The sequence below is a fragment of the Kitasatospora sp. NPDC053057 genome, assembly GCF_044546945.1.
Lineage (GTDB): Bacteria > Actinomycetota > Actinomycetes > Streptomycetales > Streptomycetaceae > Kitasatospora.
The window spans coordinates 16,526-43,520 of the sequence record NZ_JBITZP010000018.1 but is presented as its reverse complement, the minus strand read 5'-3'; the positions used below and the strand labels follow the sequence as shown (position 1 = coordinate 43,520).

Annotated in this window: 22 protein-coding genes; 12 read left to right on the top strand and 10 right to left on the bottom strand. The window is 72.6% G+C overall.

The window, feature by feature from the left end:
• Positions 1-2 precede the first annotated feature (2 nt).
• The 5 genes from ACIG5E_RS20060 (at position 3) to ACIG5E_RS20040 (ending at position 4,918) form a co-directional block, all read left to right on the top strand.
• Positions 3-506: an N-acetyltransferase gene (locus ACIG5E_RS20060; RefSeq protein ID WP_396535042.1), complete on the top strand. Its 504-nt coding sequence runs from the start codon at positions 3-5 to the stop codon at positions 504-506.
• On the top strand, positions 499-987 hold the full coding sequence (locus ACIG5E_RS20055) for a hypothetical protein (RefSeq protein ID WP_396535040.1): 489 nt from the start codon (positions 499-501) through the stop codon (positions 985-987). Before ACIG5E_RS20060 ends, ACIG5E_RS20055 begins: the two co-directional genes overlap by 8 nt.
• A 129-nt stretch (positions 988-1,116) precedes the next feature.
• Positions 1,117-1,860 (top strand): class I SAM-dependent methyltransferase, encoded by a 744-nt coding sequence (locus ACIG5E_RS20050; protein WP_396535038.1) that lies wholly within the window; start codon positions 1,117-1,119, stop codon positions 1,858-1,860.
• 171 nt (positions 1,861-2,031) lie between these two features.
• A complete protein-coding gene (locus ACIG5E_RS20045) occupies positions 2,032-2,445 on the top strand; it encodes a VOC family protein (protein ID WP_030278851.1) in 414 nt (137 codons plus the stop codon).
• 94 nt (positions 2,446-2,539) lie between these two features.
• On the top strand, positions 2,540-4,918 hold the full coding sequence (locus ACIG5E_RS20040; RefSeq protein ID WP_396535036.1) for an ATP-binding cassette domain-containing protein: 2,379 nt from the start codon (positions 2,540-2,542) through the stop codon (positions 4,916-4,918).
• Between the two features lie 6 nt (positions 4,919-4,924).
• On the opposite strand, the gene ACIG5E_RS20035 is transcribed toward ACIG5E_RS20040, so the two are convergent.
• Complete coding sequence (locus ACIG5E_RS20035; RefSeq protein WP_396535034.1) at positions 4,925-5,431, bottom strand: GNAT family N-acetyltransferase; 507 nt, start codon at positions 5,429-5,431, stop codon at positions 4,925-4,927.
• Between the two features lie 420 nt (positions 5,432-5,851).
• Between ACIG5E_RS20035 and ACIG5E_RS20030 the strand changes: the two genes are divergently transcribed.
• From ACIG5E_RS20030 to ACIG5E_RS20010, 5 genes are all read left to right on the top strand, one after another.
• Entirely contained in the window at positions 5,852-5,980 is a 129-nt protein-coding gene (locus ACIG5E_RS20030; protein WP_396535032.1) for a hypothetical protein, read from the top strand.
• A gap of 11 nt (positions 5,981-5,991) precedes the next feature.
• Entirely contained in the window at positions 5,992-7,461 is a 1,470-nt protein-coding gene (locus ACIG5E_RS20025; RefSeq protein ID WP_396535030.1) for a hypothetical protein, read from the top strand.
• Positions 7,462-7,691: 230 nt separating this feature from the next.
• Positions 7,692-8,456: a serine/threonine protein kinase gene (locus ACIG5E_RS20020; RefSeq protein ID WP_396535028.1), complete on the top strand. Its 765-nt coding sequence runs from the start codon at positions 7,692-7,694 to the stop codon at positions 8,454-8,456.
• Positions 8,457-8,468: 12 nt separating this feature from the next.
• Positions 8,469-9,830 (top strand): serine/threonine-protein kinase, encoded by a 1,362-nt coding sequence (locus ACIG5E_RS20015; RefSeq protein ID WP_396535026.1) that lies wholly within the window; start codon positions 8,469-8,471, stop codon positions 9,828-9,830.
• A 165-nt stretch (positions 9,831-9,995) separates the two neighbouring features.
• Positions 9,996-11,066, top strand: a complete 1,071-nt coding sequence (locus ACIG5E_RS20010; RefSeq protein ID WP_396535024.1) for a BTAD domain-containing putative transcriptional regulator — start codon at positions 9,996-9,998, stop codon at positions 11,064-11,066.
• An 84-nt stretch (positions 11,067-11,150) separates the two neighbouring features.
• Here the strand turns inward: ACIG5E_RS20010 and ACIG5E_RS20005 are convergent, their stop codons facing one another.
• The 6 genes from ACIG5E_RS20005 to ACIG5E_RS19980 form a co-directional block, all read right to left on the bottom strand.
• Positions 11,151-12,236, bottom strand: a complete 1,086-nt coding sequence (locus tag ACIG5E_RS20005; RefSeq protein ID WP_396535022.1) for an alpha/beta hydrolase — start codon at positions 12,234-12,236, stop codon at positions 11,151-11,153.
• Between the two features lie 46 nt (positions 12,237-12,282).
• Positions 12,283-14,709, bottom strand: coding sequence for a penicillin acylase family protein (locus ACIG5E_RS20000; protein ID WP_396535020.1), 2,427 nt, complete (start codon positions 14,707-14,709; stop codon positions 12,283-12,285).
• Positions 14,710-14,934: 225 nt separating this feature from the next.
• Entirely contained in the window at positions 14,935-15,609 is a 675-nt protein-coding gene (locus ACIG5E_RS19995) for a cutinase family protein (protein WP_396535018.1), read from the bottom strand.
• 127 nt (positions 15,610-15,736) lie between these two features.
• Positions 15,737-16,639 (bottom strand): Gfo/Idh/MocA family protein, encoded by a 903-nt coding sequence (locus ACIG5E_RS19990; RefSeq protein WP_396535283.1) that lies wholly within the window; start codon positions 16,637-16,639, stop codon positions 15,737-15,739.
• A 210-nt stretch (positions 16,640-16,849) separates the two neighbouring features.
• Positions 16,850-17,941: a sensor histidine kinase gene (locus ACIG5E_RS19985; protein ID WP_396535016.1), complete on the bottom strand. Its 1,092-nt coding sequence runs from the start codon at positions 17,939-17,941 to the stop codon at positions 16,850-16,852.
• A 244-nt stretch (positions 17,942-18,185) separates the two neighbouring features.
• Positions 18,186-19,097, bottom strand: a complete 912-nt coding sequence (locus ACIG5E_RS19980) for a LysR family transcriptional regulator (protein ID WP_396535014.1) — start codon at positions 19,095-19,097, stop codon at positions 18,186-18,188.
• Between the two features lie 247 nt (positions 19,098-19,344).
• Between ACIG5E_RS19980 and ACIG5E_RS19975 the strand changes: the two genes are divergently transcribed.
• Positions 19,345-20,733 carry a TolB family protein gene (locus ACIG5E_RS19975; protein WP_396535012.1) on the top strand — a complete coding sequence of 463 codons (1,389 nt, stop codon included), beginning with the start codon at positions 19,345-19,347 and terminating at the stop codon, positions 20,731-20,733.
• Positions 20,734-20,868: 135 nt separating this feature from the next.
• Here the strand turns inward: ACIG5E_RS19975 and ACIG5E_RS19970 are convergent, their stop codons facing one another.
• From ACIG5E_RS19970 to tdh, 3 genes are all read right to left on the bottom strand, one after another.
• Entirely contained in the window at positions 20,869-22,458 is a 1,590-nt protein-coding gene (locus ACIG5E_RS19970; RefSeq protein ID WP_396535010.1) for a CocE/NonD family hydrolase, read from the bottom strand.
• Positions 22,459-22,775: 317 nt separating this feature from the next.
• A complete protein-coding gene (locus ACIG5E_RS19965) occupies positions 22,776-23,969 on the bottom strand; it encodes a glycine C-acetyltransferase (protein WP_396535008.1) in 1,194 nt (397 codons plus the stop codon).
• Positions 23,970-23,998: 29 nt separating this feature from the next.
• Positions 23,999-25,027, bottom strand: coding sequence for an L-threonine 3-dehydrogenase (gene tdh / locus ACIG5E_RS19960; RefSeq protein WP_396535006.1), 1,029 nt, complete (start codon positions 25,025-25,027; stop codon positions 23,999-24,001).
• Positions 25,028-25,485: 458 nt separating this feature from the next.
• Between tdh and ACIG5E_RS19955 the strand changes: the two genes are divergently transcribed.
• Positions 25,486-26,943: a serine hydrolase domain-containing protein gene (locus tag ACIG5E_RS19955; protein WP_396535004.1), complete on the top strand. Its 1,458-nt coding sequence runs from the start codon at positions 25,486-25,488 to the stop codon at positions 26,941-26,943.
• The last annotated feature ends 52 nt before the right edge of the window (positions 26,944-26,995 follow it).

Here is a 26,995-nt window from a genome sequence, read left to right as displayed (position 1 = left end):
GCATGACCTGGCTGCCCGCTGACTTCGTCCACCCCGTCCACGTTCCGCTGCCCGGCGGCGCGCACCATCTGCGGCCGATCCGGGAGGCGGATGCGCCGATGGACTATCCGGCTGTGATGGGCTCGCGCGAGCGGCTGTTCGGCACCTTCGGGCCGGCCTGGGGGTGGCCGTCGGAGTCGATGACGGCGGAGGCGAACCGGATCGATCTGGCGCGGCACGAGCGGGAGATCGCCGCGCACGAGTCGTTCAACTACGTGCTGCTGGACCGGGCCGAGACGGCGGTGCGCGGGTGCGTGTACATCGACCCGCCGGAGCGGGCCGGTGCCGACGGGGAGATCTCCTGGTGGGTGGTGGACGAGCTGGTCGGCGGCGAGGTGGAGCGGGCGCTGGACGCGCTGGTGCCGCAGTGGATCGCCGCCGACTGGCCGTTCCGGCGGCCGCGCTTCCTGGGGCGCGACATCACGTGGGAGGAGTGGCTGGCGCTGCCGGGTGTCCGGAATGCCTGAACGTGCGCTGAGTTTCGGAACGGTGGCGGACGCCTACGAGCGGTACCGGCCCGGGTATCCCGCGAAGCTCTTCGACCTCGTCGCGCAGTACGCGGGCCGGCCGGTACGGAGCGCCCTGGAGGTCGACGCAGGGACGGGCAAGGCGACCCGGCCGTCGAGGAGGCCGTCCGGGCGGCGCGCGCCGTTCCTGGAGAGCGACGAGCTCCTCGCCCCGGACGGGACGCCACCGGGGCAGGAACTGCGGTGGCCGGGCACCGAGCTGCAGCGCTGCGAGCTCTTCACCGACGTCCGACAGGCCGTGATCGAGCGGAGTCTGACGAGGAGTGCGGAGGAGTACGTCGGCCTGCTGTCGACCGTCTCGGCCTACCTGGTGCTGCCGGAGGACGCCCGGAACGAGGTGTTCCGCCGGATCCTGGCGGTGCTGCCGGAGCGCGTCGAACTGGACGCGGACATCACCGCGCACCTCGCCCGCCGCCGCTGATTCGTGGCTTCTGCCAGTACGCCGGCCCCGCCGGGCTGCGGAAGACTTCCCGGCGGAGGCCACGGCGCGTCCCGGGCCGTGGCCGCAACAGACGGCCGAACAGGGCCGACCACAGGGGAGGACGGCGCGATGAGCGTGCAGCAGTACGACCGGATCGGCGAGGCGTTCGAGGGCTTCAAGGCCCTGCCGTTGGTGCGGTACGGGGAGGTGCCGAGCGTCCTGGCCCTGGTCGGGGACGTGCGCGGCAAGACCGTCCTCGACCTGGCCTGCGGCACCGGTTTCTACAGCCGGGAACTCCGGCGGCGCGGCGCCGCGGAGGTGCTCGGGATCGACATCTCCACCGAAATGATCTCCGCGGCAGAGGCCTTGGAGCGACGCGACCCGCTGGGACTGCGCTACGAGGTCGGCGACGTGGCCGAACTGCGGCAGCTGGAGCGGCAGTTCGACGTCGGGCTGGCGGTCCAGTGCCTCAACTACGCCGAGGACGTGGCGGCGTTGGAGCGGATGTGCCGCAACATCCACCGCAGTCTGGTGCCGGGCGGGGAGTTCTTCGTGTTCGCCCAGAAGCCGGACTACCGGTTCGACTGCGCGTCCCTGGAGCGGTACGGGTTCCGCTGCGAGCCGACCGGTGAGGAGGCCGAGGCCGGTCCTCGGGTGCGGGTCACCGCGCTCCTCGACCCCCAGCCGATCAGCATCGTCGCCACGTGTCCGCGCCGCGAGGTCTACGAGCAGTCCCTGCGGGCGGCCGGGTTCCGTGACCTGGAGTGGGTGCCGCTGCGGATCTCCGAGGAGGGCCTGCGCGAGTTCGGCGAGGACTTCTGGGCGGACGCGCTCGCCCACCCGCCGCTGGAACTGCTGCGCTGCCGCGCCTGAGCGGCGGGCCCGGCGCTCGCCCGGGCACCGGATAGCGGGCGCTCCGCAGCGGGCGCTCGCCCGATCGGGGGGTCGGGCGAGCGCCCTCACAGAGGTGCGGGAGGCGCCCCGCCGGAGACCGATCAGGATTCGAGAAGCGCCCGCCCGGGGGCCGCGCCTAGCGTTGCGGTCATGAACGACATCACCATTCACTGGACCTTCCTCCCCCACACCGACCCCGAGGCCTCCCTCGCCTTCTACCGGGACCTGCTCGGCTTCGAGGTCCGCCAGGACGTCGGCGGCGGCCCGATGCGGTGGATCACCGTCGGGCCCGCGGACCAGCCCGGCGTCTCGCTGGTGCTGGAGCCGCCGTTCGCGGACCCGGGCATCACCGAGGACGAGCGGCGTACCATCACCGAGATGATGGCCAAGGGAACGTACGCCCGGCTGGTGCTCGCCACCGCCGACCTGGACGGGGTCTTCGACCGGTTGAAGTCCGGCGGCGCCGAGCTCGTCCAGGAGCCGACCCTGCAGCCGTACGGCATCCGCGACTGCGCCTTCCGCGACCCGGCGGGCAACATGGTCCGCTTCAACGAAGTGCGCTGAGTCGCCCGGGCCCGCCCCGACCGCCACAGGCCGGAGCGGGCCCCGATGCGTCCGCCCGGAGAGCCCGCCCGACCGCCAGGGAGCGAAGAGAACGATGGCCGAGCCGCACGTCGCCGACAGCCACGACCTGATCAGGGTGCACGGCGCCCGCGAGAACAACCTCAAGGACGTCAGCGTCGACATCCCCAAGCGCCGGCTGACGGTGTTCACCGGGGTGTCCGGCTCCGGCAAGAGCTCGCTGGTCTTCGACACCGTCGCCGCCGAGTCCCAGCGGCTGATCAACGAGACCTACAGCGCCTTCGTCCAGGGCTTCATGCCCACCCTGGCCCGCCCCGAGGTGGACGTCCTGGAGGGGCTGACCACCGCGATCATCGTCGACCAGCAGCGGATGGGCGCCGACCCGCGCTCCACCGTCGGCACCGCCACCGACGCCAACGCGATGCTGCGCATCCTGTTCAGCCGGCTCGGCACCCCGCACATCGGCTCCCCCAAGGCCTTCTCCTTCAACGTCCCCTCGATCAGCGGCGCCGGCGCGGTGACCGTCGAGCGCGGCGGCAAGACGGTCAAGGAGCGGCGCAGCTTCAGCATCACCGGCGGCATGTGCCCGCGCTGCGAGGGCCGGGGCAGCGTCTCCGACATCGACCTCACCCAGCTGTACGACGACACCAAGTCGCTCACCGAGGGCGCGATCCTCATCCCGGGCTGGAAGCCGGACAGCTGGTGGACGGTCGGCGTCTACGCCAACTCGGGCTTCCTCGACCCGGACAAGCCGATCCGCAGGTACACCAAGAAGGAGCTCCAGGACTTCCTGTACCGGGAGCCGACCAAGGTCAAGGTCAACGGGGTCAACCTCACCTACGAGGGCCTGGTCCCCAAGCTCCAGAAGTCCATGCTGTCCAAGGACAAGGACGCCCTCCAGCCGCACATCCGGGCCTTCGTGGAGCGCGCCGTCACCTTCACCGCCTGCCCGGAGTGCGAGGGCACCCGGCTCAGCGCGGCCGCCCGCTCCTCGAAGATCCAGAAGCTCAGCATCGCCGACGCCTGCGCGATGCAGATCAGCGACCTCGCCGACTGGGTCCGCGCACTGGACGAGCCCTCGGTGGCGCCGCTGCTCACCGCGCTGCAGCAGGTCCTGGACTCCTTCGTGGAGATCGGCCTCGGCTACCTCTCGCTGGACCGACCCTCCGGCACCCTCTCCGGCGGCGAGGCGCAGCGGGTCAAGATGATCCGCCACCTGGGCTCCTCGCTCACCGACACCACGTACGTCTTCGACGAGCCCACCACCGGCCTGCACCCGCACGACATCAGCCGGATGAACGACCTGCTGCTGCGGCTGCGGGACAAGGGCAACACGGTGCTGGTGGTGGAGCACAAGCCGCAGACGATCGTGATCGCCGACCACGTGGTGGACCTCGGCCCCGGGGCCGGTGCGGCGGGCGGCTCGGTCTGCTTCGAGGGCAGCGTGGCCGGGCTGCGCGACAGCGGCACCGTGACCGGCCGCCACCTGTCCGACCGGGCCTCGCTGCGGGAGGCAGTCCGCACGCCCACCGGCAAGCTGGCGATCCGCGGCGCGGACACCCACAACCTGCGGAACGTGGACGTGGACGTGCCGCTCGGGGTGCTCACCGTGGTCACCGGGGTCGCGGGCTCCGGCAAGAGCTCGCTGATCCACGGCTCGCTGGGTCGACGGACAGGGGCCTCCGACGAGGGCGTGGTGTACGTCGACCAGGGCGCGATCAAGGGCTCCCGGCGCAGCAACCCGGCGACCTACACCGGGCTGCTCGACCCGATCCGCAAGGCCTTCGCCAAGGCGAACGACGTGAAGCCGGCCCTGTTCAGCGCCAACTCGGAGGGCGCCTGCCCGGCCTGCAACGGCGCGGGCGTGGTCTACACCGACCTGGCGATGATGGCCGGGGTGGCCAGCACCTGCGAGGACTGCGAGGGCAGGCGCTACCAGGACTCGGTGCTGGAGTACCGGCTGGGCGGCCGGGACATCAGCGAGGTGCTGGCGATGTCGGTGACCGAGGCGGAGGAGTTCTTCGGCGCCGGGGAGGCGAAGCTGCCGGCGGCGCACCGGATCCTGGAGCGGCTCGCCGACGTCGGCCTCGGCTACCTGAGCCTCGGCCAGCCGCTGACCACGCTGTCCGGCGGTGAGCGGCAGCGGCTGAAGCTGGCCACCCACATGGGCGACAAGGGCGGGGTCTACGTCCTGGACGAGCCGACCGCCGGTCTGCACCTGGCGGACGTCGAGCAGCTGCTCGGCCTGCTGGACCGGCTGGTGGACTCCGGCAAGTCGGTGATCGTGATCGAGCACCACCTGGCGGTCATGGCGCACGCGGACTGGATCATCGACCTCGGCCCGGGCGCCGGACACGACGGCGGCCGGGTGGTCTTCGAGGGCACCCCGGCCGAGCTGGTCGCGGCCCGCTCGACGCTGACCGGCGAGCACCTGGCGCAGTACGTGACCGGCTGAGGGGCCCTATTCGAGCGGGAGGCGCATCTCCAGGATCCGGGCCTCCTCGTCCAGCACGTACGGCGTCTCGCCGCCGGTGTACGTGAAGCCGCGCCGCCGGTAGAAGGCGGCGGCGCGGTGGTTGACCTCGTGCACGCCGAGCAGCATCCACTTGGCGCCGCCGTCCCGGGCCCAGGCGATGACGGCGTCCAGCAGGGTGTCGGCGACACCGCGGTCGCGGCCGCGGTGCGCCGGGTCGACCCAGACGCCGATCAGGTCGACGGTCTCGACCTTGATGCTGGGGGTCGAGAGCATGGTGGCGACCCACTGGTCGGTCTCGTCCACGGCGACCAGGCCGATCCGGCCGGGCTCGTTCAGCCAGTCCGTCCGGGCCCGCCAGTTGCCCTCGCCCTGGATCCGGGCGTACTCGTAGGGCTCACCGAACGCCATTGGTGTGTCGAGGAGTTGGGCCAGCCGGATGGTGCGCAGCCGCTGCCAGTCCTCCCGGCCGATCCGCTCGATCCGGTACTCCATGCCGTCCCCCGTGCTACGAAAGTGCCTCCGCTGCCGGCGACCACCGGCAGCGGAGGCACTATAGCCGCGGGCTCACGGCCTGATCCGGAGCACCGGCCGAGATCAGAGGTAGAGAGTGCCCCGACAAGACCGCGTCAGTGAACTGTCGGTTCCGGCCAGGTGACTTGACGAAGCGTCAATTCAGTCCATCACCAGGCTCCTCCTGGCTTTCACCCGGCGTGACCCCGCCTTTGCCCGGCTGCCCGATCCACTCCACGGTCGGCTCGCACAGCTCGTGGGTGCGGCGCGAGTACGCCCGGTCCGCTCCTGTCAGTCCGTATGGTTCCGGGTTCTGCGCGGCGCGGCGCGTGGCTACCGTCCCAACCGCTCGACACCGGGCGGTCCGGACGGACCGCCGTCACGCGTTCCCAGGAGGTCACGTTGACCGCGCACCACCCCACCCGTAGGGTCGAGGCGAACTTCCGCAAGGTGCCCGGCGGCCACGTCATCCGGCCCGACCTGACGCGGCAGGACATCGACGGCATCATCGACCGCCTGCGCAAGGCGTGAGGGGCACCCCGGTGTTCCCCTCCCTCTCCCTCCGCGCCTCGCGCCTGGCCCTGGCCACCGCTTCCCTGCTGCTGCCGGTCACCGTGCCGACCGTCCCCGCCGGAGCCACGCCCGCGCCGGCCGCCACCGGCATCGACCTGTGCGCCGAGGTCGGCTACGACGCTGGCTTCCGGGGCGACGCCCTGGTGACCGCGATCGCCGTCGGCATGGCCGAGTCCAGCTGCGACCCACTGGCGTCCAACGTCCAGAACAACACCCCGCCGTCCCGCGACCGCGGCCTGTGGGAGATCAACGACTACTGGCACCCCGAGGTCAGCGACGCCTGCGCCTTCGACGCCCAGTGCAACGCCAACGCGGCGTACCGCATCTCCAACGGCGGCACCAACTGGCAGCCCTGGTCGACCTACAACCAGGGCGCGCACCAGCGCTACCTGAGCGCGGCGCAGGCCGCCGCGGACCGGCTCGGCCACCACGACCCCGGCCCGGCGCCGCTGGTGTATCCGGCGAAGTCCGGGCGGGTAGTGTCCACGCGGTCGGCGGACGGCCGCCTGGAGGTGTTCGCGGCCGGTGCCAACGGCGTCTCGCACGCCTGGCAGACGGCGGTGAACGGCGCCTGGTCGGACTGGGAGTCCCTGGGCGGCCCCGGCGGCGCGCAACTGGCCATCGGCCCGGACGCGGACGGCCGCCTCGAAGTCTTCGCGCTCAACGGCAGCACCCTCCAGCACCGTTACCAGCTCCAGCCCTCCGGCACCTGGTCGAACTGGGAGACCTTCGGCGGCGGCGGACACGACCTCGCCGTCGGCGCCAACCAGGACGGCCGACTGGAGGTCTTCGCCTCCGGCCCGGCCGGAATCTTCCACAAGTACCAGACCGCGCCCAACAGCGGCTGGTCCGACTGGGAGACCGCCGGCGGCGGACCCGCCGACAGCGAGGTCCGCCTCGGCAAGGCCCCCGACGGCCGACTCGAAGTCTTCGCCCTCAACAGCGGCACCTTCCAGCACCAGTGGCAGACCGCCGTCAACGGCGGCTGGTCCAACTGGGAAACCTTCGGCGGCGGCGGACACGCCCTCACCGTCGACCACAACCAGGACGGACGCCTCGAAGTCCTCGCCTCCGGCCCGGCCGGAATCTTCCACAAGTACCAGACCAGCCCCACCGGTTGGTCCGACTGGGAAGCAGCCGGCGGACCGGCCGACTCCCGGATCAGCAGTGAGCGTTCGCCGGACGGCCGGGTGGAGGCGTTCGCCATCAACGGCACGACCGCGCAGCACATCTGGCAGACCGGAGTGAACGCGTCCTACGGCCAGTGGGACACCTTCGGCGGCGGCGGCACCGAGATCTTCGCCACCGCCGACGCCGACGGACGGATCGAGGTCTTCGGCGCCAGCAGCGCCGGCGTCTACCACAAGTGGCAGACCGGCTTCTCCACCTGGTCCGACTGGGCCTGGCTCAACACCACCGCCGGACCGGCCGTCAACTGATCACCACGGCGGTCACCCGCGGGCGGGAGCAGTCGTGCTCCCGCCTGCGGGCCGTGCCGCCCCGGGGCGCTGACCGCCCTGTCCACCCGTTCCGCATCCGTCCCGCTGACTCGCCGTCAAATGGTCTGTGTCACCATACGGTTTATTGTCATGCTCAAAGAGGTAGCGTTCGTCCGTCCGGCAAGGGCCGGAAGGCGAAACGGGGGAGCGGTGCGCGGGACGGAGGAACGGTGAGCGGGATTCTCGTCCACCTGCCGGAGGGGAACGGTGCCGAAGCGGTCACCTTGCGGCTCGGTCCGGGAGAGCGGGCCCGCTTCGGCCGCGGCTCCGCCACCACGCCGGTGGAGCTCCGGTTCGGCGACGAGACGGTCTCCCGACTCGCCGGGGAGATCCACGCGACCGACGACCACTGGCAGTTGAGCAACCTCAGCAACACCCACACCTACCTGGTGGAGAACCCGGAGGGCGCCGGCGAGTACCTGCGCGTGCCGCCCCGGCGGATCGGCGCACCGATCCCGTTCGAGTTCTCCCGGGTCGTGCTGCCCTCGCGGCGCGAGACGCCGCTGTCCTTCCAGGTGTTCGCGCCCGACCACGTCTACCTGGACCCGCACGCCCGCGTCGGCTCCTGGGAGAGCCGCACCATGACGGCGTACTCCCTGGACGAGACCGCCACCTACTTCCTGGTTCTGGTCGCGCTCTGCGAACCGTGGCTGCGCGACCGCTCCCCCGCCGCCGTGCCCACCACCCCCCAGGTGGTCGCGCGGCTGCGCAGCCACCCGGCCTGCGCCCGGCTCACCGCCCGCGCGGTCAGCTCGCACATCGACTACCTCGCCGACGAGAAGCTCCGCATCGACGTGCCCGACGGCACGGACCGCACGGAGCGCCGCAACGGCAAGCGCGAGGCGGTGGTCGGACTCGCCCTGAAGTTCGGCATCGTCCGCGAGGAGCACCTCGCGCTGCTGCCGCGTCCCGAAGCCGCCGAGCCCGGACGGTAGGGAGGGACCTCGATGCCGCACGACCCGGCCTTCCACGGGGACGGCGAGGAACTGCTGCCACCCGGCCACCGGGTCGGCGAGTGGACCGTCGTCGAACCCATCGGCGAAGGCGGCTGGGCGACGGTCTACGCCGCCCACCGAGCCACGCGGTCCGAACCGGAGGACGCACCCGAGGTGGACGACACGGTCGCACTCAAGGTGCTGCCGACCGCCGGACTCGCTCCCCGCCAGGCCCGCAACGTCGCCGAAACCGCCCGCCGCGAGATCGAGCTGGCCCGCACCGCGCCGCACCCCCGGCTGGTCCCGCTGCTCGACACCCTCACCCTGACCGCCCCCGACCACCCCGCGCTCGACGGCGCGATCGTCCTGGTCATGGAACGCGCCCGGGGCACCCTGCGCGACCTGCTCGCCACCGCCGTCGACGAGGCCCTGGGCGGCCGGATCATCGCCGGCATCTGCGAGGGCCTGGCCCACCTCCACCGCTCCGGCTGGGTCCACACCGATCTCAAGCCCGAGAACGTCCTCATCGGCCGCGACGGCGAGGTGCGCCTGTCCGACTTCGGCCTCGCCATCGAACTCACCGGCACCCACGGCCACTGCGCCCCCATGGGCACCCCCGACTACCTCCCGCCGGAACGCTGGAAGGAGCCGCTCGGCGAGCACGGGGTCAAGATCCGCGCCACCGCCGACATCTGGGCGCTCGGCATCATGATCCACGAGGTGTTCGCCGCCGGCGTCCCGCCTTTCCCCGGCGCCACCCCCACCGCCCGCAGCGCCGCCGCCCAGCAGTACGCCGAGGGCCGCGCCGCCCTGCGGCTGGCCCCCGACGTCCCCCCGTTCTGGCGCGCCCTCGCCGCCGACTGCCTCGCTCCCACCCACGCCGCCCGCGCCCCGCACACCGCCGAGAGCCTGCTCGCCCGCATCCGCGCCCACCAGTCCGGCCGCCGTCCGCGCCGCCGGAGCCGCCCGCGCGTGCGCGCCGGCCTGCTCGCCCTCGCCGCCTGCGCCGCGGCCACTGCCACCGTCGCCGCCCTCTGGCCGCACTCCGACCAGGCCGGACACCCCGGACGGATCCGGGTCTTCAACGCCGAACGCGGCTGCCGGGACCGCACCGACCGCGACCCGGCGTGCAGCCTGGGCCTCGCCGTCGACCCACGGCGCCCCTACACCGCCGAGAACGTCGTCCCCACCCGCGTCTGGCACAACGACACCCTCGACGCCGACTGCCAACTCGCCACCGGCCTGCCCATCATCGACGAGGAGGACAGCTCCTCCACCCTCTGGTACCGCGTGCACCTCCCCGGCCCCGCCACCACCGCCTGGCTGCCCGCCGTCCGCACCAAGGACCGCCCCACCCTCGCCGACTGCCCCTGACCTGCACGGCGGATCGCCACGGGAACCGGCGCGTACCGACGGGTACCGGCGCGGGCCGTTCCGCGCACTCCTCCGGATCGTTCCGGATTCCGGGCCCGCCGTGCCCCCGGCTAGCTTGTCGACGGCGTCCGCCGGACCGGCGGGCCCGGAGCGCAGGGAGCAGCGATGCCGTCGACCGCCACCACGACCCGGCCGAGCGCCGCCGTCCTCGGGCAGCAGGAGCGCGAGGTGCTCCATGCGGTCGGCTGCGGCCTGCGGGACGACGAGGTCGCCGCCGCCCTCGGCGTCTCCGAGGAGGACGTGGCCGGGCACCTGGCGCGGATCCTCGGGAAGCTCGGCCTGCGCGACCGGGCCGCCGCCATCGTCCACGCCTTCGACTGCGGACTCGTCGCCCCCGGCCGCGGCCCCCGCACCCGGGGCGCGGACCCGGTGCCGCGGGGCACCGGCGGCCGGACGGCCGGCCCGAAGGTGCGGATCTCCGTGCTCGGACCGCTGCGGGCCTGGCACGACGGACGGCCCCTCGACCTCGGGCACCTGCGCCAGCAGGCCGTGCTGGCGGCGCTGGCGCTCCACCGGGGACGGACCGTCAGCCGGCAGGAGCTGCTCGACGGCGTGTGGGGCTCGGAGCCGCCGGTCACCAACGTGGTGCCGGTCCACGTCTACCGGCTGCGCAAGACCCTGCGGACCGGGGACTGCCCGGGCTCGGTGATCGAACACGACCGGTACGGCTACCGACTGGCCGTCGGCGCCACCGAGGTGGACCTCGCCGACATGGAGGCCCTGGTCGGCGCCGCCGGTACGGCTGATCGGGCGGGCGATCTGCCCGAGGCTGTCCGCCTCTGTTCCCAGGCGCTGGACCTGTTCCGCGGGGAGCCGCTGGCCGGACTGCCCGGCCCGCTCGCCGAATTGGAGCGGGTACGACTGACCGAGCGCCGGATCACCGTCGCCCAGCGGCGGTCGCGATGGCGGCTGGCGCTGGGCCAGTTCACCGGGGCGATCGCGGAGCTGGTCGCGCTGTCCGCCGAGCACCCGCTGAACGAGCCGGTGGCGGCGATGCTGATGGAGGCGCTGTACCGCGGCGGTCGCCAGGCCGACGCACTGGCCGTGTTCGACCGCACGCGCCGCCGGCTCGCCGAGGACCTGGGGGTGCCGCCGAGTCCGGTGTTGCGGCGCACGCACCAGCTGATCCTGCGCGGCGCCCAGGCGGGCCCGGACCGCACCGGAGCAGCGCGCTGACCGGTCGGACGCCGGGCTCCACCGGGACGGTTCCCCGGTGGAGCGCGGTGGAGCCCGGTGGAGCCCCCGGGCTCCGTGACGCGGTCAGGAGGCGAAGGCCCGCTCCAGCCGGGGGATCAGGTCCCGGAGGTCCTGTTCCCAGCAGCCGCCGTTGTGGCCGCCGTTGCACTGGCCGCCCCAGGCGGAGCCGTCGCCGTAGTCGACGTAGTAGTAGGGCATGCCCAGGGCGTCCATGTGGTCCTTGACGTGCTTGGACGCGCCTTCGAGCCAGAACTCCAGGTCGGTGGGCGAGCCGTGGCCGTTGCCCACGTAGATGGAGACCCCGACGCCGGCGAGCTTGTCCATGTGCTGGGACGGGTCGGCCGCGTTCCACCGCCAGTCCGCGTTGAACACCGGGTAGGGCGAGCCGAACAGGGCGTCGCTGTCCACGCCCGGCTTGTAGGGGTCGTTGTCGGGGTCGCAGACCCCGGACGACGAGCCGCAGATCGCGCCCTGCCCGTCGATGAGGGAGGCGACGACGGCCAGCCGCAGGTCCATGGAGTCGGCCGACAGGTCGATGTCCCCCGACAGGGACGCGGTCTGGCTGAACAGCTCGGGGTGGTCCTGGGCGTAGTGGAGGGCGCCGAACCCGCCCATCGAGACCCCGGCGACGGCCCTGGCCTTCCTCGTGGGGATGGTCCGCAGGTTCGCGTCGATGAACGGGATCACCTGGTTGAGGTGGAAGTTCTCCCAGTTCTGGGCCCCGAGTTGGGTGTTCTGGTTCAGCCAGTTCGCGTACCAGCCGCGGGCGCCGCCGTCCGGGATGACGGTGATCATCGCGTTGGAGGTCGTCAGCGCCGGGTAGTTCTGCCGGATCGGGTCGTCGGGCGATCCGTGCAGGAAGTACAGCACCGGGTAGCGCCGGGCCGGGTCGTCGTAGTAGCCGCTCGGCAGGATGATCTTGATGTGGTGCTTGCCCGTGACCTCGGGTGTGGTCACGGTGAGGTAGAAGTCGGTGGGACCGCCCACGGTCGGGTCGACCTGGGTCAGGCCGAACCCGTCCGTCATCCGCGGCGGTGCGCCCGTGCCGGCGGCTCGGGCGGGAGCGACCGTGGCGGCCGTCCCGATGAAGCCGACGACGGCGGCCAGCAGGGCCACCACCGTTCGCCAGCGGTGAAGTGTCCTCGTCACGGTGTTCCCCCTCGTGGTCGTGGTCGTGGTGGTGCGCGGCGCGGCCTCAGTCGAGGACCTTGACCTCCAGCGCCGGGGAGGCCGCGATCTGGTCCTCGGTGTACCGCTCGGTCACCCACTGGCCGGCCGAGAACAGCTTGGTCTGGTCGGCGTAGTGCGGCGAGTTCGGGTTGGCCGACTGGGAGTAGGCCAGTACGGACGCGGACTCGGGCGGGCCGTCGGCGGTGAACCTGGTCTCCTGGATGAAGCTGGAGCCGAAGGTGATGTCGAGCTTGCCGTCGACCGTGCCGGGCGTGACCACGTTCAGCACGCCCAGCTCGTGGATCGAGCCGTGGATCGGGATCTGCTCGCCGTTGCGGGTGACCTTCTGGACGTCCGACAGCGGCGCGTTCAACGCGATGCCCGCGTTGCGCAGCGCGAGGACGGCCCGGGCGAGCGAGTTGCGGACGCTGTCGTTCCCGGCGTCCAGCGAATTGGGCGTGTGCACCGGGTCCTTGGGGTCGAAGGGGACCCGCCACGGCAGCTTCTCGATCGCCTGCCCGTTGGTCAGGTAGAACCAGAAGTTCTCGAACAGCCAGGAACCCCGGCTGTCCGCCGTGTACTTGTGGTTCCAGGCGGCCAGGATCGGACACGCCTCGCTGATGTTGACCAGGTTCCCGTCCACCAGGACGAGCCCGAACGGCGCGCCCTGACAGGCGCTCACCGTGGCGTTGAGGGCCAGGTCGGCCGCCCTGCTGTTGTCGGCGAACAGCAGCTGCCGCATGTTCTCCGGCGTGAAGCCCCGGCCCGGCAGGCCGTCGTTGCCGTTGATCCGGTTCTGCGCGGTCAGGATCAGCTCCTGGGTGCGCAGCGAGCGCGGCTGCGCGGTGTCGCCCATCACCCGGGGGAAGGACAGCGGCTGCTCGGGATTGGCCAGCCAGGCGCTGTCGTTGGCGTTGCCCACGAAGTCGGAGCGGATCAGGCGCGGTTGCGCGTGCGGGTCCATCAGTCCGGGCGCGACCGCGTTCGGGTCGTTCGGCCAGTCGCACTCGCTGCGCTTGCCGTCGAAGATGGAGACCGGCGGCACGTTGGGCAGCCGCAGCTGCTGGTTGAACAGCACCTGACCCGTCAGGGTGAGGCAGGACTGCGCGTGGGCGTCGGTGATGTTCGGGGCGGCCTGGATGTCCGCGTACAGCGCGTTGCCCTTGCGGTCCGAGGCGACGGTGTTGAAGAAGGGGACGCCCTCCGTGGTCTCCAGGGAGTTCACCACGTCGTTGACGTCCTTGGCCTGGTCGAGGTGGAACCAGGTGTTCAACGCCCGCAGGTTGTCCATGTTCGCGTCGCGCACCGCATGCGCGCTCACCACCCAGGGCAGCGGGTTGCCGAGGATCGAGGTGGTGATCGGGCCGTACCGGGTGGACCAGAGCGTCCTGGTGACCCTGCCGACGGAGCCGTCCGGGTTCAGCACGTCGACGCCGACCTGCTGCGAGGTCATCGGCTGCCAGGTGCCGTCCACCAGGTAGTTGGTCGGGTGCAGCGGGTCCACCTGGACGTCGAACAGCCCGAACGGGGCCACCGTGGCGACGGTGTGGGTCCAGGCGACGTCGTCGTTGTGCCCGATGTTCACGGCGGGCAGGCCGAGCAGGCTGGCCCCGGAGACGTTGAACCGCCCCGGGATGGTCAACTGGGCCTGCCACATCCGGTTCTTGCCCTGCCAGGGGAAGTGCGGGTTGGCCAGCAGCATGCTGGTGCCGCCGGAGACGCCCTGGGAGCCCACGGCGAGGGCGTTGCTGCCCATGCCGCCCTGCTGGCGGGCGGCGGCCATCGCCTCGCGGATCCTGTTGCCGGTCTCCTCCGGGGAGGGCACGGGCTGGGCCCCACTCGACTGGGCGGCGACCGAGGCCCCCGGGGGCGCGGCGTTCACCTCGCCGTCCAGCAGCGGATCGGCGCTGCCCATGATGATCTCGGCGTGCGCGTGCCGGTAGACGTCCAGCTCGGTGATCGGCCGCACCCAGGCCGCGCCGCGGCAGGCCGGGTCCGAGATGTTGTTCACGCCGGTCTCGGCCAGGTACCGGTTGTACCCCTGGACGTAGCCGCGGATGGCCTCCTTGACCTCCGGCTCCGGGCCCTTGGGCGCGGGCTGGTCGATCAGCCCCTCCACCACGCGGTTGTCGTTGATCCGCTGGAAGTACAGGTCGCTGTTGAGGTTGGTGGTGGTGTTCTGGTTCTGGCCGGGGCTCGCCTTGCCGTCCGGGCCCAGGTAGCGGGATCGCTGGGCGTTGACCATCAGGTAGGTGTCGGCCAGGGTGCAGATGTTGTCCTTGGCCGCCGCGTACCCGTATCCCTCCCCCAGCCCCGCCAGGTCGGCGGCGATGATGTGCGGGATGCCGTACTCGGTGTAGCGGATCGTCGGCTTGTCCGGCGCCGGTGCGACGGCCGGCGATCCGGCGGCCGCCGTCGGGCCCAGCAGCGGCACGACGGCGATGGCCGCCACCGCCAGCCTCCGCTTGAGTCCCCTCCGCCCGGGCCCCCTCCGCTCGGGGCCCTCCCGTTCGAGTGCGCTCAGCGCCATCGGTCCGTCCTCTCCCTGCCGGTCCGGGTCTTGTCCGTACGCGGCCACGTTAGGGAGGGGTGATGACATCCCGATGACGCGCTCCCCCGCCCCCCGGCGGGTGGCGTGGGAGCGCGGCTCAGGATCGGGCCGACGGGCGGCCGACGACTACCAACTCGCCGGGTACCAGGCGCCGTTGTACCACTGCTCGTTGGCGCTGTCGTTGTGGTGGTCCATGTTGAAATCTTCGGGGTAGTTGTTGACGTGGTTGGCCGGATAGGTCCAGATGCCGGCGGACTCGTCGCAGACGTAGTCCCAGTGGCAGATCGTCTTGACCGGCACGTTGCCGAAGAACCGGTCGGCGCCGGCGAGCGGCGCGCCGATGATGCCACCGAAGGGCACCGCGCCGCCGTTGGCGCCGGGAGGGCCCTGGCGCTTCGGGTCCGCGATGAGGATGGCGTTGACGTTGTCGAAGGTCTGCCAGTTCTCGGTGACCCAGACGTGCACCACCCCGGCCCCCAGGGAGTACCCGGCCATCTTGACGTGCTGGCCCGGACACGCGGCGCGCTGGTCGCGGACCAGCCGGTTCAGCTCGTCGACACCCGCCCGCGTGCTGGCGCCGTTGGGGATCTGGGTCGGGTACCCGACGTGCTGCTGGATGTTGCCGGAGAAGCCGTCCTTGTTCCACGAGCTGCCGGTGCCCCCGACGACGATCGTGTAGGTGCCCTCACACGGGGCGGTCACGCGCGTGGTGGCCGCCTGTGCGGTCGCTCCTTGAGCCACCGTCAGTCCGACGGTCAGCAGGAGTCCGGCCGACGCGGCAGCGATCCTTCGAGCTTGCATTCGATCCTCCCCACGAGGTTGGCCGACCCGCCCGCTCGGTCGCGGCACGCGGTCGGCCCAGGTCAACGGACGAACCATGGCAGCGGCCGATGACATGCCGATGAAGCGCCGCACCCCGCCCGGCCGGTCAGACCGCCTCGATGCGTTCCACGATCAGTTCGCACAGCTCGTGGGTGCGCAGCGCGTCGTGGGCGTCCAGGGTCTTCCCGGCCCGCACGGCGTCGAGGAAGGCCAGGACGCACTGCTCGATCCCGCGCTGGCGGGCCACCGGCACCCAGTCACCGCGCCGGCGCACGGTGGGCTGGCCGCGATGGTCGATCACCTCGGCCAGGTTGCGCACCTCGCGCTTGGAGTCGCCGCCGGAGACCTCCAGCACCTCCTCGGTCGAGCCGGAGACCCGGTTCATGATCCCCAGCGCGGTGAACCCCTCCCCGCCGAGCGTGAGCACCACGTGCTCCACCAGGCCGTCCCGGTCCTTCCGGGCCCGGACGTCCACGTGCTCGACCTCGCCGGGCACCAGGAACCGCAGGGTGTCCACGACGTGCACGAAGTCGTCGAAGACCAGCGTCCGGGCGGCCTCGGCCAGGCCCTCGCGGTTCTTCTGCAGCACGATCAGGTCACGCGGGCGCTCCAGCGCCTGCGCGTAGCCGGGCGCGTGGCGCCGGTTGAACCCGACCATCAGCGAGCGGCCGGTGCGGTCGGCGAGGTCGACCAGCCGCCGGGCGCCGTCCAGGGTGTGGTCCAGCGGCTTGTCCACGTACACGTCCACCCCGGCGCCGAGCAGCCGCTCGACGATGGGCACGTGCTGGTCGGTGGCCGCGTGCACGAAGGCGGCCCGGATGCCGCTGTCGATCAGCTCGCCCAGGTCGGCGAACCGCCGTTCGGCGTCGATCCGGTACGTCTCCCCCAGCCGGTCCAGCTTGGCCCGGTCCCGGGTCATCAGCCGCGGGTCCAGCCCGGGCACGGCGGTGAGCACCGGCAGGTACGCCTTCTGCGCGATGTCGCCGAGGCCGATCACCCCGACCGGCAGCGGGCCGGCGGGAACAGCGGTCGAGGGCATGAGGTGTCTCCTGGGGGGTGCGGCCGGGCTTCCTTCCCGCCACCCTACGCGGTCCCGCCGCGACGGTTCGGGCACGATCACGGGGCCCCGCGGGCACGGATGGTAGGGGAAACCCGACCACCGGGTCTCAACCTGGCTGTCATGACGTCACCTCCCCGCGCGGCTGGAATGGACGGGTGCTCACTCACCAAGCCCACCGGGCTCCGGGAGCGGTCGGGCACAGGTGGTACTGGTGTGCCGGACGGTGAAGTAGGCGGCCGTCTCCACCGGGCCGGGCAGCCGGTGCGGCAGGTCGATGTCGACGGTGACCGGGATCGGGTTGCGCAGCGCCACCTCGGCGACCGCCGCGGGCAGCCCGTGGTCGGTCAGCACCTGGGGATGGATCCCGCGCACCAGGGTGCGCAGCTGCTCCAGGGCCTGCTTGGCCTCGCCGCGGGCCCGGGTGACCAGCCCGGCCGCGGCCGGGTGCTGCCCGCGCAGCTCCAGTTCGGCCAGGCCCAGGGTCATGCTCAGGGCGAGCAGCTGCTGCTGGGCGCCGTCGTGCAGGTCGCGCTCGATCCGGCGCCGCTCGGCCTCGAAGGCGTCCACCAACCGGGCCCGGGAGCGGGTGAGTTCGACGACCCGGCCGCCGAGGTCCTCGTCCCGCATCGCCAGCAGGAACTGTGCCGTCCACACCTGGGCCCCGGCCAGCAGGCACCCGGCGTAGGCGGAGAGCACCAGCCCGACCACTCCCGCCGCGCTGCCGGGCAGCGCGGCGAGCGGCTCCGAGATCGGCCGGCCGGGGATCAGCATCACGGTGTCCGGGCTGATCGCCCACACGATCACCGGCGTCGCCAGCAGCATCAGCGACAGGCCCAGCAGCGCGACGAAACCGAGGCCGCTCGCCGTGAACAGCACGGTGTGGATCAGCAGGTACGCCAGCTCGCGCCAGGTCGCCCGCTCCTTCAGCCGGGTCCGCAGCCAGGCCGCCGCACCCGCGCCGGGCAGCGATCCGTGCGGGTCGGGCAGCGGGACGGGCTCGACCAGGAGCAGCCGGCGCCGCTCCAGCGCGGCGAGCGGCACCCCGAGCACGGCCACCCCGGCCAGCACCACCAGTCCGATGCCGAACAGGGACAGCCCGACCCCGACGAACAGCAGCGCGGCCAGCACCAGCAGCGAGACGGCGCCCTGGACGGTGCCGGTCAGCAGGAACGCCCAGGCACGCAGCGGCCACCACGACCACAGGAAGGCCGACGGCCGGCGGCGGAGGGCCGCCCACACGGCAACCGACATGGCGCTTCCCCTCCCCGCTCGCACACGAACCCTTTGCCCGACCCTATCGGGCCGCCGCATTCGCCCGCTGGGGGCGGCGGGGAGAACCCGACGCTCGCCGACCCGCGGCGTCGGCCCCCGCGCGCCGTGGGACTGCCCAAGGCCCGCCTACAGGGCGGGACTTGGGCGCACGGAGTCGGCAGGCGACGCGGCGGCCCGCCTCCGTTCAGCGGCCTCCGGCTGCGTTCCGCGGAGAACACCGGCGTCACGCGCCCGAGGCGGCCGCCTCGGCGAGGGAGTCCAGGACCGGACGGATCAGCGGATGCCCGTCGGCGCCGGCCCGGACGGCGGCGAAGACCCGGCGGGTGGCCAGCTCGCTGTCCACCCGCCGGACCGCGACCCGGGCCAGGTCCACCCCGCGCAGCGCCGAACGCGGGACGAGGGCGACGCCCGAACCGGCCGAGGCCAGGGCGACGACGGCGCGGAAGTCGTCCGAGGAGTGCAGCAGACGCGGCTGGAAGCCGGCGTGCTCGCAGGCCAGCAGGACCACGTCGTGGCAGGGGTTGCCCGGGTACGGGCCGATCCACGGCTCGTCGGCGAGCGCGGCCACCGCGAGCGGCCCCGACTCGGCGGCCAGCGGGTGGGCCAGCGGCAGGACGGCCTCGAAGGGCTCGGCGTACAGCGGGACCCGGGTGAGCCGGGCGTCGTCGGCGCGCGGGGCGCCCCGGTACTCGACGGCCACCGCGAGGTCGGCCCGGCCGTCCAGCACCATCGGCAGGCTGGCGTCGCCCTCGGCGTCCAGCACCTTGAGCCGTACGCCCGGCGCCCGCCCGGCGAGCAGGCCGATCGCCGGGGCCAGCACGTGCGAGATGCCGGTGGCGAAGGAGGCGACGGTGACCTCGCCCGCGACGCCCGCACTGTACGCGGCGAGGTCGGCCTCGGCGCGCTCCAGCTGGGCGAGGACCGCGTCGGCGTGGCCGAGCAGGATCTCCCCGGCGGCGGTCAGCCGCACGCCCCGGCCCTCCCGGGCCAGCAGGTCGTGGCCGGTCTCCTGCTCCAGGGCGGCCAGCTGCTGGGAGACCGCGGAGGGGGTCAGGTAGAGGGCGGCCGCCGCGGCGGTCACGGTGCGGTGGTCCGCCACGGCCCGGAGGGTCCGCAGCCGTCGTGCGTCGATCACAGGCCAATTCTGCCAGCGTGCCGCGGCTGACCCGTCCGGCTGAGTCCGGGGGCACGTCCGGGTGGGTCCGCGGGCGCCTCCGGGTGGGTCCGCGGGCGGCAGTACCACCGGTGGCGTATTTCCGGCGGAGATCGCTTCGGCCCGTTGACCGTCGCGCTCGATCGGCGCTTGGCTCGTGGCCGAGCCGGGCCGCTGGGGATTCACGGGGATTCGAGGGCCCGGCACTCGTCATCCGGGGAGGATTTCCATGACCACCGCTCGTTCCCGCCGCCGGCTGGCCCGCACCGGCTGCGTCCTGGTGGCCGCCCTCGCGGTCGGTGCCGTGGTGCCGGCCGCCGAGGCCCGGCCGCCCAAGGGCGACACCGCCCGGGTCAGCGAGGGCACCAAGGGCGAGCAGCTCAACGGCTACTCGTACGCGCTCGGGCTGAGCGCCGACGGCCGCTCCGCGCTGTTCTCCTCGACCGCGACCAACCTGCTGCCCGTCGACGGCACCCCCAACGCCAGCGAGGTCTACGTCCGGGACCTGCGCAACGGCCACATCGAGCGGGCCAGCGTGGCCGACGACGGCTCCCCGCTGAACGCCGCCACCTCGGACGCCTCGATCAGCGCCGACGGCCGGTACGTCGCCTTCAGCACCACCGCCACCAACGTGGTGCCCGGCCAGGCCAAGCACGCCGGCGACGTCTACGTCCGCGACCGCTGGACCGGCCACACCGAGCTGATCACCGGCGGCAGCCTCACCACCGGCGACGACGAGACCATCCGCAGCGCCGACAGCCCCACCCTGAGCCGGGACGGCCGCTACGTCGCCTACGCCTCCAACCGCACCGACCTGGCCCCCGGGGTGCGCCGCGGCAAGGAGAACGTCTTCGTCACCGACCGCTGGACCCACACCACCCGGCTGATCACCACCGGCTTCGACGGCACCACCGCCGACAACAACTCCTTCCGCCCGACCATCAGCGCGGACGGCGCCACCGTCGGCTTCACCTCCCGGGCGGGCAACCTCGTCCCGCAGCAGCCCGCCGCGACCACCCCGACGGCGGCCACCGGCACCGCGGACCTGCTGGCCGGCCCCCGCTTCTACCCGTACTACGTCTGGAAGGCCGACACCGGCAAGATCACCGGCGCCAGCCTGGACGACACCACCGGTGAGCTGCGCGGCGCCGGCGGCGACGCCCGGATCAGCCCCGACGGCCGTTTCGCCCTCTACGGCCTGCCGGTCTACGTCGCCGGCCGGCCCGGCTCGCACGGCATCCGGATGGACCTCTACGCCCGCGAGCTGGCCACCGGCACGATCACCCGGATCAACACCTTCCTGCCCGGCACCACGACCACCGAGGGCGCCTACGACCCCGCCATGACCTCCGACGGCCGCTGGGTCTACTTCGACTCCGGCGCCGACAACCTGGTGCCCGACGACACCAACCAGCAGAACGACGTGTTCCGCCGGGACCTGCGGACCGGGCGGATCGAGCGGGTCAGCGCCGCCCAGGACGGCTCGCAGAGCACCGGCGGCTCCGACAGCCCGTACGTCGACGCCACCGGCGACACCGTGGTCTTCACCGCGGAGGACGCCAACCTGGTGCCGGGTGACACCAGCACCTACCTGGACGTCTTCCTGCGCCGGCTGTGACCCGCCCCGGCGCGGGGCCGGGCCGCCACCCGCCCCCGCGCCGTCTACGGCAGTTGACGTATTTCCTGATCGAATCCATCTCAGCTGTTGACCAACGGCCCGCCCCGTGGCGGGACCGTGGTGGGCGCCGGGGCCTCAGCGGACCGGCAGCGAGACCTCCGCCGGACCGAAGGTCACCGTGCTGCCCTTCGGCGTCTCGCCGCCGTACAGGTCGTCGTGGGTGCCGAGCACGAGCGTGAGCCGGTGGCCGGCCGGGAGGTCGTACGCGGTGGGGAACAGCGTGACGTCCAGCGGGAAGGGCTGCCCCGCCGGCCGTCCGCTCCAGCTCTGCGGGGCGTGCGCGATCAGGCGCCCGACGCCGAGGGCGTCCGTGTCGTAGAGGTAGGCGACGGCCGTGCCCTGCGGCGCGGAGGCGGTGACGGTGCTGTGCACCCGGACGGCTCCGCGCACGGAGAGGCCCTGCCAGTACCGCTCCGACCGCCGGACGGCGGCGGCGTCGCGGTCGAGCAGGGGCACCAGGGCGGTCGGCGGCTGGTGCAGCCACTGGTCGACCAGGCCGGAGAGCAGGACGATGCCGCCGCTCGCACCGGAGGGCTCGTCGCCGCGCACGGTGGACGTGTCGCCGAAGGTCAGCTGCTCGGTGCGGGAGCCGGCGGAGCTCCAGTCCGGGTACGCCTCGTGGGCACCGGTCGGGCGGACCTCCAGGTCGACTCCGTCGCGGGCGCCCGCGGCGCCCTTGAGGTAGCGGTCGAGCCACGTGCGGGCGCCGTCCCAGGTGGCATTGGAGAAGCCGAGCAGGCCGGTGAACTCCTGGCTCGCGTGGTCGCCGGGGCGCAGTTCGAGGCGCTTGGGGACGGTGAGCTTCTGGTAGAAGTCCGTCATCTGGCCGGGGTTGAAGAAGCTGTCGCTCCAGCCGTTGGCGAGGTAGACGGCGGTGCCGTGGGCGTTGATCCGGTCCAGGTAGGTGGCCGGTGAGCGGACGTTCGCCCACTTGACCACCTCGGGCAGGTCGTGGTCGGCGAACAGATCGTCCAGGGCGGTCGCGAACTCCGGGCTCTTGCGGCCGGTCAGGCCCTCGATCGTGGCCAGCCTGGTGGCGGCCTGGGTGTGCCGGGTCTGCCCGCTGTACAGCGCGTCGGTCAGGTCGGCCCAGCCGCTCAGCGAGGCGACGGCCTTGATCCGCGGGTCGAACGCGGCGCCGAGGAGGGTGAGGCCGCCGCCGAGCGACAGCCCGACCATGCCGATCCGGTCGGGGTCCGCGGGGGTGTGGGCGAGCGCCCAGTCGATCACCGTCGAGATGTCGGCGACGTCCTTGGGCCCGGCGACGTCCACCTCCCCGCCCGAACCCCAGAACCCGCGCACGGTGTACGTCACGACAACGTACCCGGCGGCCGCGAAACGGTGCCCCTGGGCGACGTACTCCAGGTCGTTCTGCCCCCAACTTGCCGGCTGCACCACCACCGGGTACTGCCCCTGGGCGTCCGCGCCAGGCGTCCCGGCGGGCGGGGTGAACACGTCGGCCTTGAGGACGACTCCGTCCGCGGCGGTGATGTCGGCCAGCCGGAAGCCTCCGAACGCCGACGATGACGCCGACGCCGACGCAGCACCGAACGCGGGCGCCGCGACGGCGGGTTGGGCCGCCACCGCCCCCGCGCCGAGCCCGAGTGCCGCGACGAGAACGGCGCTCAATGCCCGGTGTCCGCCGGTCCGGTTGGGTCGTGCCATCACGCTCTGCTCCCTGGGTTCACCCGATGTGATCGCGGCGAGCCTAACGAGCCGACGACAGCTCGGGGGAGGTGATGATCAGCCAAATTACTGGCCGGTAACGTGAGGTGGCGGCGGCTGCGGCTGCGGCAGGAACCGCGAACGGGGGTGGGACGCCGGTGCGGGCCGGCGTCCCACCCCCGAAGCGGGAGGGTGGGGCAGGTGGTTGGTGGCCGTGCGGCGGTGGTGAATCGATTCGCCACCGCCGCACGGACGTTGTGAGCCCGCGGGCTGGACCGGTTCCGAGCGGTCCGGCCCGCGGGTGGTCTATCGAAGGATCACTCCCCCAGCGCGGCGCGCGCGTCCACGAAGGCGGCGACGGCGCGCTCGACGTCCTCGGTGGAGTGCGCCGCGGAGAGCTGCACCCGGATCCGGGCCTGGCCGTGCGGGACGACCGGGTAGGAGAAGCCGATCACGTACACGCCGCGCTCCAGCAGGAGTTCGGCGAGCCGCCCGGCCTTGGCCGCGTCGCCGATCATCACCGGGGCGATCGGGTGGTCGCCCGGCAGGATCTCGAACCCGGCCTCGGTCATCCGGCTGCGGAACAGCGCGGTGTTGGCCGCCAGCTTCTCGCGCAGCTCGTTGGACTGCTCGACCAGGTCGAGCACCTTCAGCGAGGCGGCCGCGATCACCGGGGCCAGCGAGTTGGAGAACAGGTACGGGCGGGAGCGCTGGCGCAGCAGGGCGACGATCTCGCGGCGGGCGGCGACGTAGCCGCCGGAGGCGCCGCCCAGCGCCTTGCCCAGGGTGCCGGTGATGATGTCCACCCGGTCCATCACGCCGTGCAGTTCGGGCGTGCCGCGGCCGCCGGCGCCGACGAAGCCGACGGCGTGCGAGTCGTCGACCATGACCATGGCGTTGTAGCGGTCGGCCAGGTCGCAGATCTCGCGCAGCGGGGCGACGTAGCCGTCCATCGAGAAGACGCCGTCGGTGACGATCAGGCGGCGGCGGGCGTCCTGGGTCTCCTTGAGCTGCTGCTCCAGGTCGGCCATGTCGCGGTTGGCGTAGCGGTGGCGGCGGGCCTTGCTGAGCCGGATGCCGTCGATGATGCTGGCGTGGTTGAGCGCGTCGGAGATGACGGCGTCATTGGCGTCCAGGAGCGTCTCGAAGACGCCGCCGTTGGCGTCGAAGCACGAGGAGTAGAGGATGGTGTCCTCCTGGCCGAGGAAGGCCGAGAGGCGGTCCTCCAGCTCCTTGTGCACGTCCTGGGTGCCGCAGATGAAGCGGACCGAGGCCATGCCGTAGCCCCAGCGGTCCAGCGCGTCCTTCGCGGCGGCGAGCACCTCGGGGTGATCGGCCAGGCCGAGGTAGTTGTTGGCGCAGAAGTTCAGCACCTCGCCCGGGCGACCGCCACCGGTGACGGTGACCGCCGCGCTCTGCGGGGTGCCGATGATCCGCTCCGGCTTGAACAGGCCGGCCTCGCGGATCTCGTCGAGGGTGGTGGCGATGTCGGCGCGCACGTTGTCGAACACAACAGGCTCCTTTGGCGTCAGCGGGGTGCTCAGGCGGTCCAGTCGAGGATGATCTTGCCGCAGTTGCCGCTCGCGGCGTCGTCGAAGGCGGCCTCGAAGTCGGTGGCGGCGTAGCGGCCGGTGATCACCGGGCTGAGGTCCAGGCCGCCTTCCAGCAGCACGGACATCGCGTACCAGGTCTCGAACATCTCGCGGCCGTAGATGCCCTTGATGGTGATCATCGAGGTGACGATCGAGGCCCAGTCGACCGGGAACTGCTCGGCCGGCAGGCCCAGCATGGCGATCTTCCCGCCGTGGGTCATGTTGGCGATCATCGACTGCATCGCCTCGGGGCGGCCGGACATCTCCAGGCCGACGTCGAAGCCCTCGCGCAGGCCCAGCTTCTGCTGGCCCTCCTCGATGGTGTGCTCGGCGACGTTGAGCGCCAGCGTCACGCCGACCTGGCGGGCCAGGTCGAGGCGGTACGGGGAGACGTCGGTGATCATCACGCTGCGGGCGCCGGCATGCTTGGCGACGGCGGCGGCCATGATGCCGATCGGGCCGGCGCCGGTGACCAGCACGTCCTCGCCGACCAGCGGGAAGGACAGCGCGGTGTGCACGGCGTTGCCGAAGGGGTCGAAGATCGCGGCCACGTCGAGGTCGACCGGCACCCGGTGCACCCAGACGTTGGAGGCGGGCAGGGCCACGTACTCGGCGAAGGCGCCGTCGCGGTTGACGCCCAGGCCGATGGTGTTGCGGCACAGGTGGCGGCGGCCGGCCAGGCAGTTGCGGCACTTGCCGCAGACCAGGTGGCCCTCGCCGCTGACCAGGTCGCCGATCGCGATGTCCGCGACGCCGGCGCCGATCTCGGCGACCTCGCCGACGAACTCGTGGCCGAGGACGAGCGGGGTCTTGATGGTCTGCTGCGCCCAGCCGTCCCACTTGCGGATGTGCAGGTCGGTGCCGCAGATGCCGGTCCGCAGCACCTTGATCAGCACCTCACCGGGGCCGATCTCGGGCTTGGGGACGTCCATCAGCCAGAGCCCGGGCTCGGCGTTCTGCTTGACGAGTGCCTTCACGGGCGACGGCTCCTGACGTGCGGATCGGGGACGGCCTTCGGATACGAGCAAGGCCGAGGGGCGCGGTTCGGCCGCTCCTGACGGGCACGTTCCGGCAGGCAGAAATCTGCCTGGTGGGAGGGGGTGCGGTCCATCGAGGAATTCTTAAGGGCGGCCACAGCTGGGCTGAACGATCGTGCCCGAGCTGGGGGCGGGGGCGGCTGCGGCATGCCGGTGCTCACCCGTCCGGCCGAGCGCGGGGCGCCGGTGGCGACACCAACCGGCCGTCGGGCCCGGGTACTTGACAACGCGCCGCCAGCGGGACGGGCCACTCGGGTGGGGGTTGGGTCCGTTCGGGCCAGCCGGGCCGCGATCGGCGCGCGGGTGTTCGAGGCCGGTGCTTACGGTGGCGACGCTCCCGTGCGGCCCCGTGGAGCAGGCGCTCCGGGGCCCTTCGCCCCAGAGAGGCGCCTCGACACATGACCAAGACCCGACGGCCGCGCCCGGCCGCTCCCCGCACCGCCGGCCGCGCGGCCGCCGCCGCCCTGGCCCTGTCCGGCCTGCTCGCCGGCACGGCCTGCTCTGGTGACTCGAAGCCCCCCCAGCAGGGCGCCGGCCCTGCCGTCACCGCCGAACCCGCCGCGCTCAGCCCGTCCGCGACCGCCTCGCCGAGCCCAGGGAACGCGTCCTCCGGCGCGGTGGTGCCGCTGACCTCCGACGTCACCTCGCGGCTGGACGCGGCGATCCAGCGGGTGATGAGCCAGACCTCCGTCCCCGGCATCTCCGTCGGACTGATCACGCCCGGCGGCAACTACCAGAAGTCCTTCGGCGTCGCCGAAAAGACCGCCAGGACACCGATGGACCCCGGGCTCTTCACCCGGATCGGCAGCGAGACCAAGACGTTCACGGCGACGGCGGTGCTGCGCCTGGTGGACCAGGGCAAGGTCAGCCTGGACGACCCGATCTCCAAGTACGTGGACGGCGTCCCCGGCGGCGACGGGATCACCGTCCGCCAGCTCGGCGACATGCGCAGCGGCCTGTTCCCGTACAGCTCCGACCCGGACTTCGTGAACACCCTGATCAACGACCCGCAGCACGTGTTCACCCCGGACCAGCTGCTCGCCTACGGCTACAAGCACCCCGCCGTGTTCCCGCCCGGGACCAAGTTCCAGTACAACAACAGCAACTACATCCTGCTGGGCAAGCTGATCGAGAAGGTCGGCGGGCAGTCGGCCGGCGACTTCCTCCAGGCCCAGGTGTTCTCGCCCGCCTCGCTGGGCAAGACGAGCTTTCCCACCGACGGGACCCTCCCCGACCCGCACGCCCACGGCTACACCGACCAGACGCCCAACGGGGACATCCAGGACGCCACCAACTGGAACCCGTCCTGGGCCTGGACCGCCGGGGCGGTCATCTCCCAGCTCGCCGACCTGCAGAGCTGGGCCAAGACCATGGCCACCGGCGCGATCATCAGTCCGGCCAGCCAGGCCGAGCGACTGAAGACCCTGCCGACCGGCGACCCGGGCGTCACCTACGGCTTCGGGCTGTTCAACAACAACGGCTGGATCGGGCACAACGGCTCGATGCCGGGCTACGAGAGCGTGGCCGTCTACCTGCCGGACGCCCAGAGCACCCTGGTGCTGCTGCTCAACACCGATGTGCTGTACCAGGGTTCGGAGCCGTCCTCGCTGTTCGCGAACGAGATCACCAAGATCGTCTCCCCGAAGAACGTCTACTCCATCCCGCCCGCGACCCCCGCGCCCTCGACTCCCGGCTCGCCCTCCGGCTCCCCCTCGGCCTCCGGCTCGGCCTCGGCTCCCGGCTCGGCCTCCGGCTCGGCCTCGGGTCCCGGCTCGGCCTCCGGCTCCCCCTCGGCCTCCGGCAGTGGCTCGCCCTCGCTCCCGTCCGGCCACTTCCCCTCCACCGTGCGGGCTTGACCGTCCACCTCGCCCGGCGAAGGCCCGACCCGTCGTACCGGGTCGGGCCTCT

What these genes read in the sequence shown, in the direction of transcription:
- ACIG5E_RS19985 (WP_396535016.1), bottom strand. Translation starts at nt 17,941, where the DNA reads ATGTCGGTTGCCGTGTGGGCGGCCCTCCGCCGCCGGCCGTCGGCCTTC.
- ACIG5E_RS19975 (WP_396535012.1), top strand. Translation starts at nt 19,345, where the DNA reads ATGACCACCGCTCGTTCCCGCCGCCGGCTGGCCCGCACCGGCTGCGTC.
- ACIG5E_RS19970 (WP_396535010.1), bottom strand. Translation starts at nt 22,458, where the DNA reads ATGGCACGACCCAACCGGACCGGCGGACACCGGGCATTGAGCGCCGTT.
- ACIG5E_RS19995 (WP_396535018.1), bottom strand. Translation starts at nt 15,609, where the DNA reads ATGCAAGCTCGAAGGATCGCTGCCGCGTCGGCCGGACTCCTGCTGACC.
- ACIG5E_RS20015 (WP_396535026.1), top strand. Translation starts at nt 8,469, where the DNA reads ATGCCGCACGACCCGGCCTTCCACGGGGACGGCGAGGAACTGCTGCCA.
- ACIG5E_RS20060 (WP_396535042.1), top strand. Translation starts at nt 3, where the DNA reads ATGACCTGGCTGCCCGCTGACTTCGTCCACCCCGTCCACGTTCCGCTG.
- ACIG5E_RS19955 (WP_396535004.1), top strand. Translation starts at nt 25,486, where the DNA reads ATGACCAAGACCCGACGGCCGCGCCCGGCCGCTCCCCGCACCGCCGGC.
- ACIG5E_RS20050 (WP_396535038.1), top strand. Translation starts at nt 1,117, where the DNA reads ATGAGCGTGCAGCAGTACGACCGGATCGGCGAGGCGTTCGAGGGCTTC.
- ACIG5E_RS20035 (WP_396535034.1), bottom strand. Translation starts at nt 5,431, where the DNA reads ATGGAGTACCGGATCGAGCGGATCGGCCGGGAGGACTGGCAGCGGCTG.
- ACIG5E_RS20040 (WP_396535036.1), top strand. Translation starts at nt 2,540, where the DNA reads ATGGCCGAGCCGCACGTCGCCGACAGCCACGACCTGATCAGGGTGCAC.
- ACIG5E_RS20055 (WP_396535040.1), top strand. Translation starts at nt 499, where the DNA reads ATGCCTGAACGTGCGCTGAGTTTCGGAACGGTGGCGGACGCCTACGAG.
- ACIG5E_RS20045 (WP_030278851.1), top strand. Translation starts at nt 2,032, where the DNA reads ATGAACGACATCACCATTCACTGGACCTTCCTCCCCCACACCGACCCC.
- ACIG5E_RS20010 (WP_396535024.1), top strand. Translation starts at nt 9,996, where the DNA reads ATGCCGTCGACCGCCACCACGACCCGGCCGAGCGCCGCCGTCCTCGGG.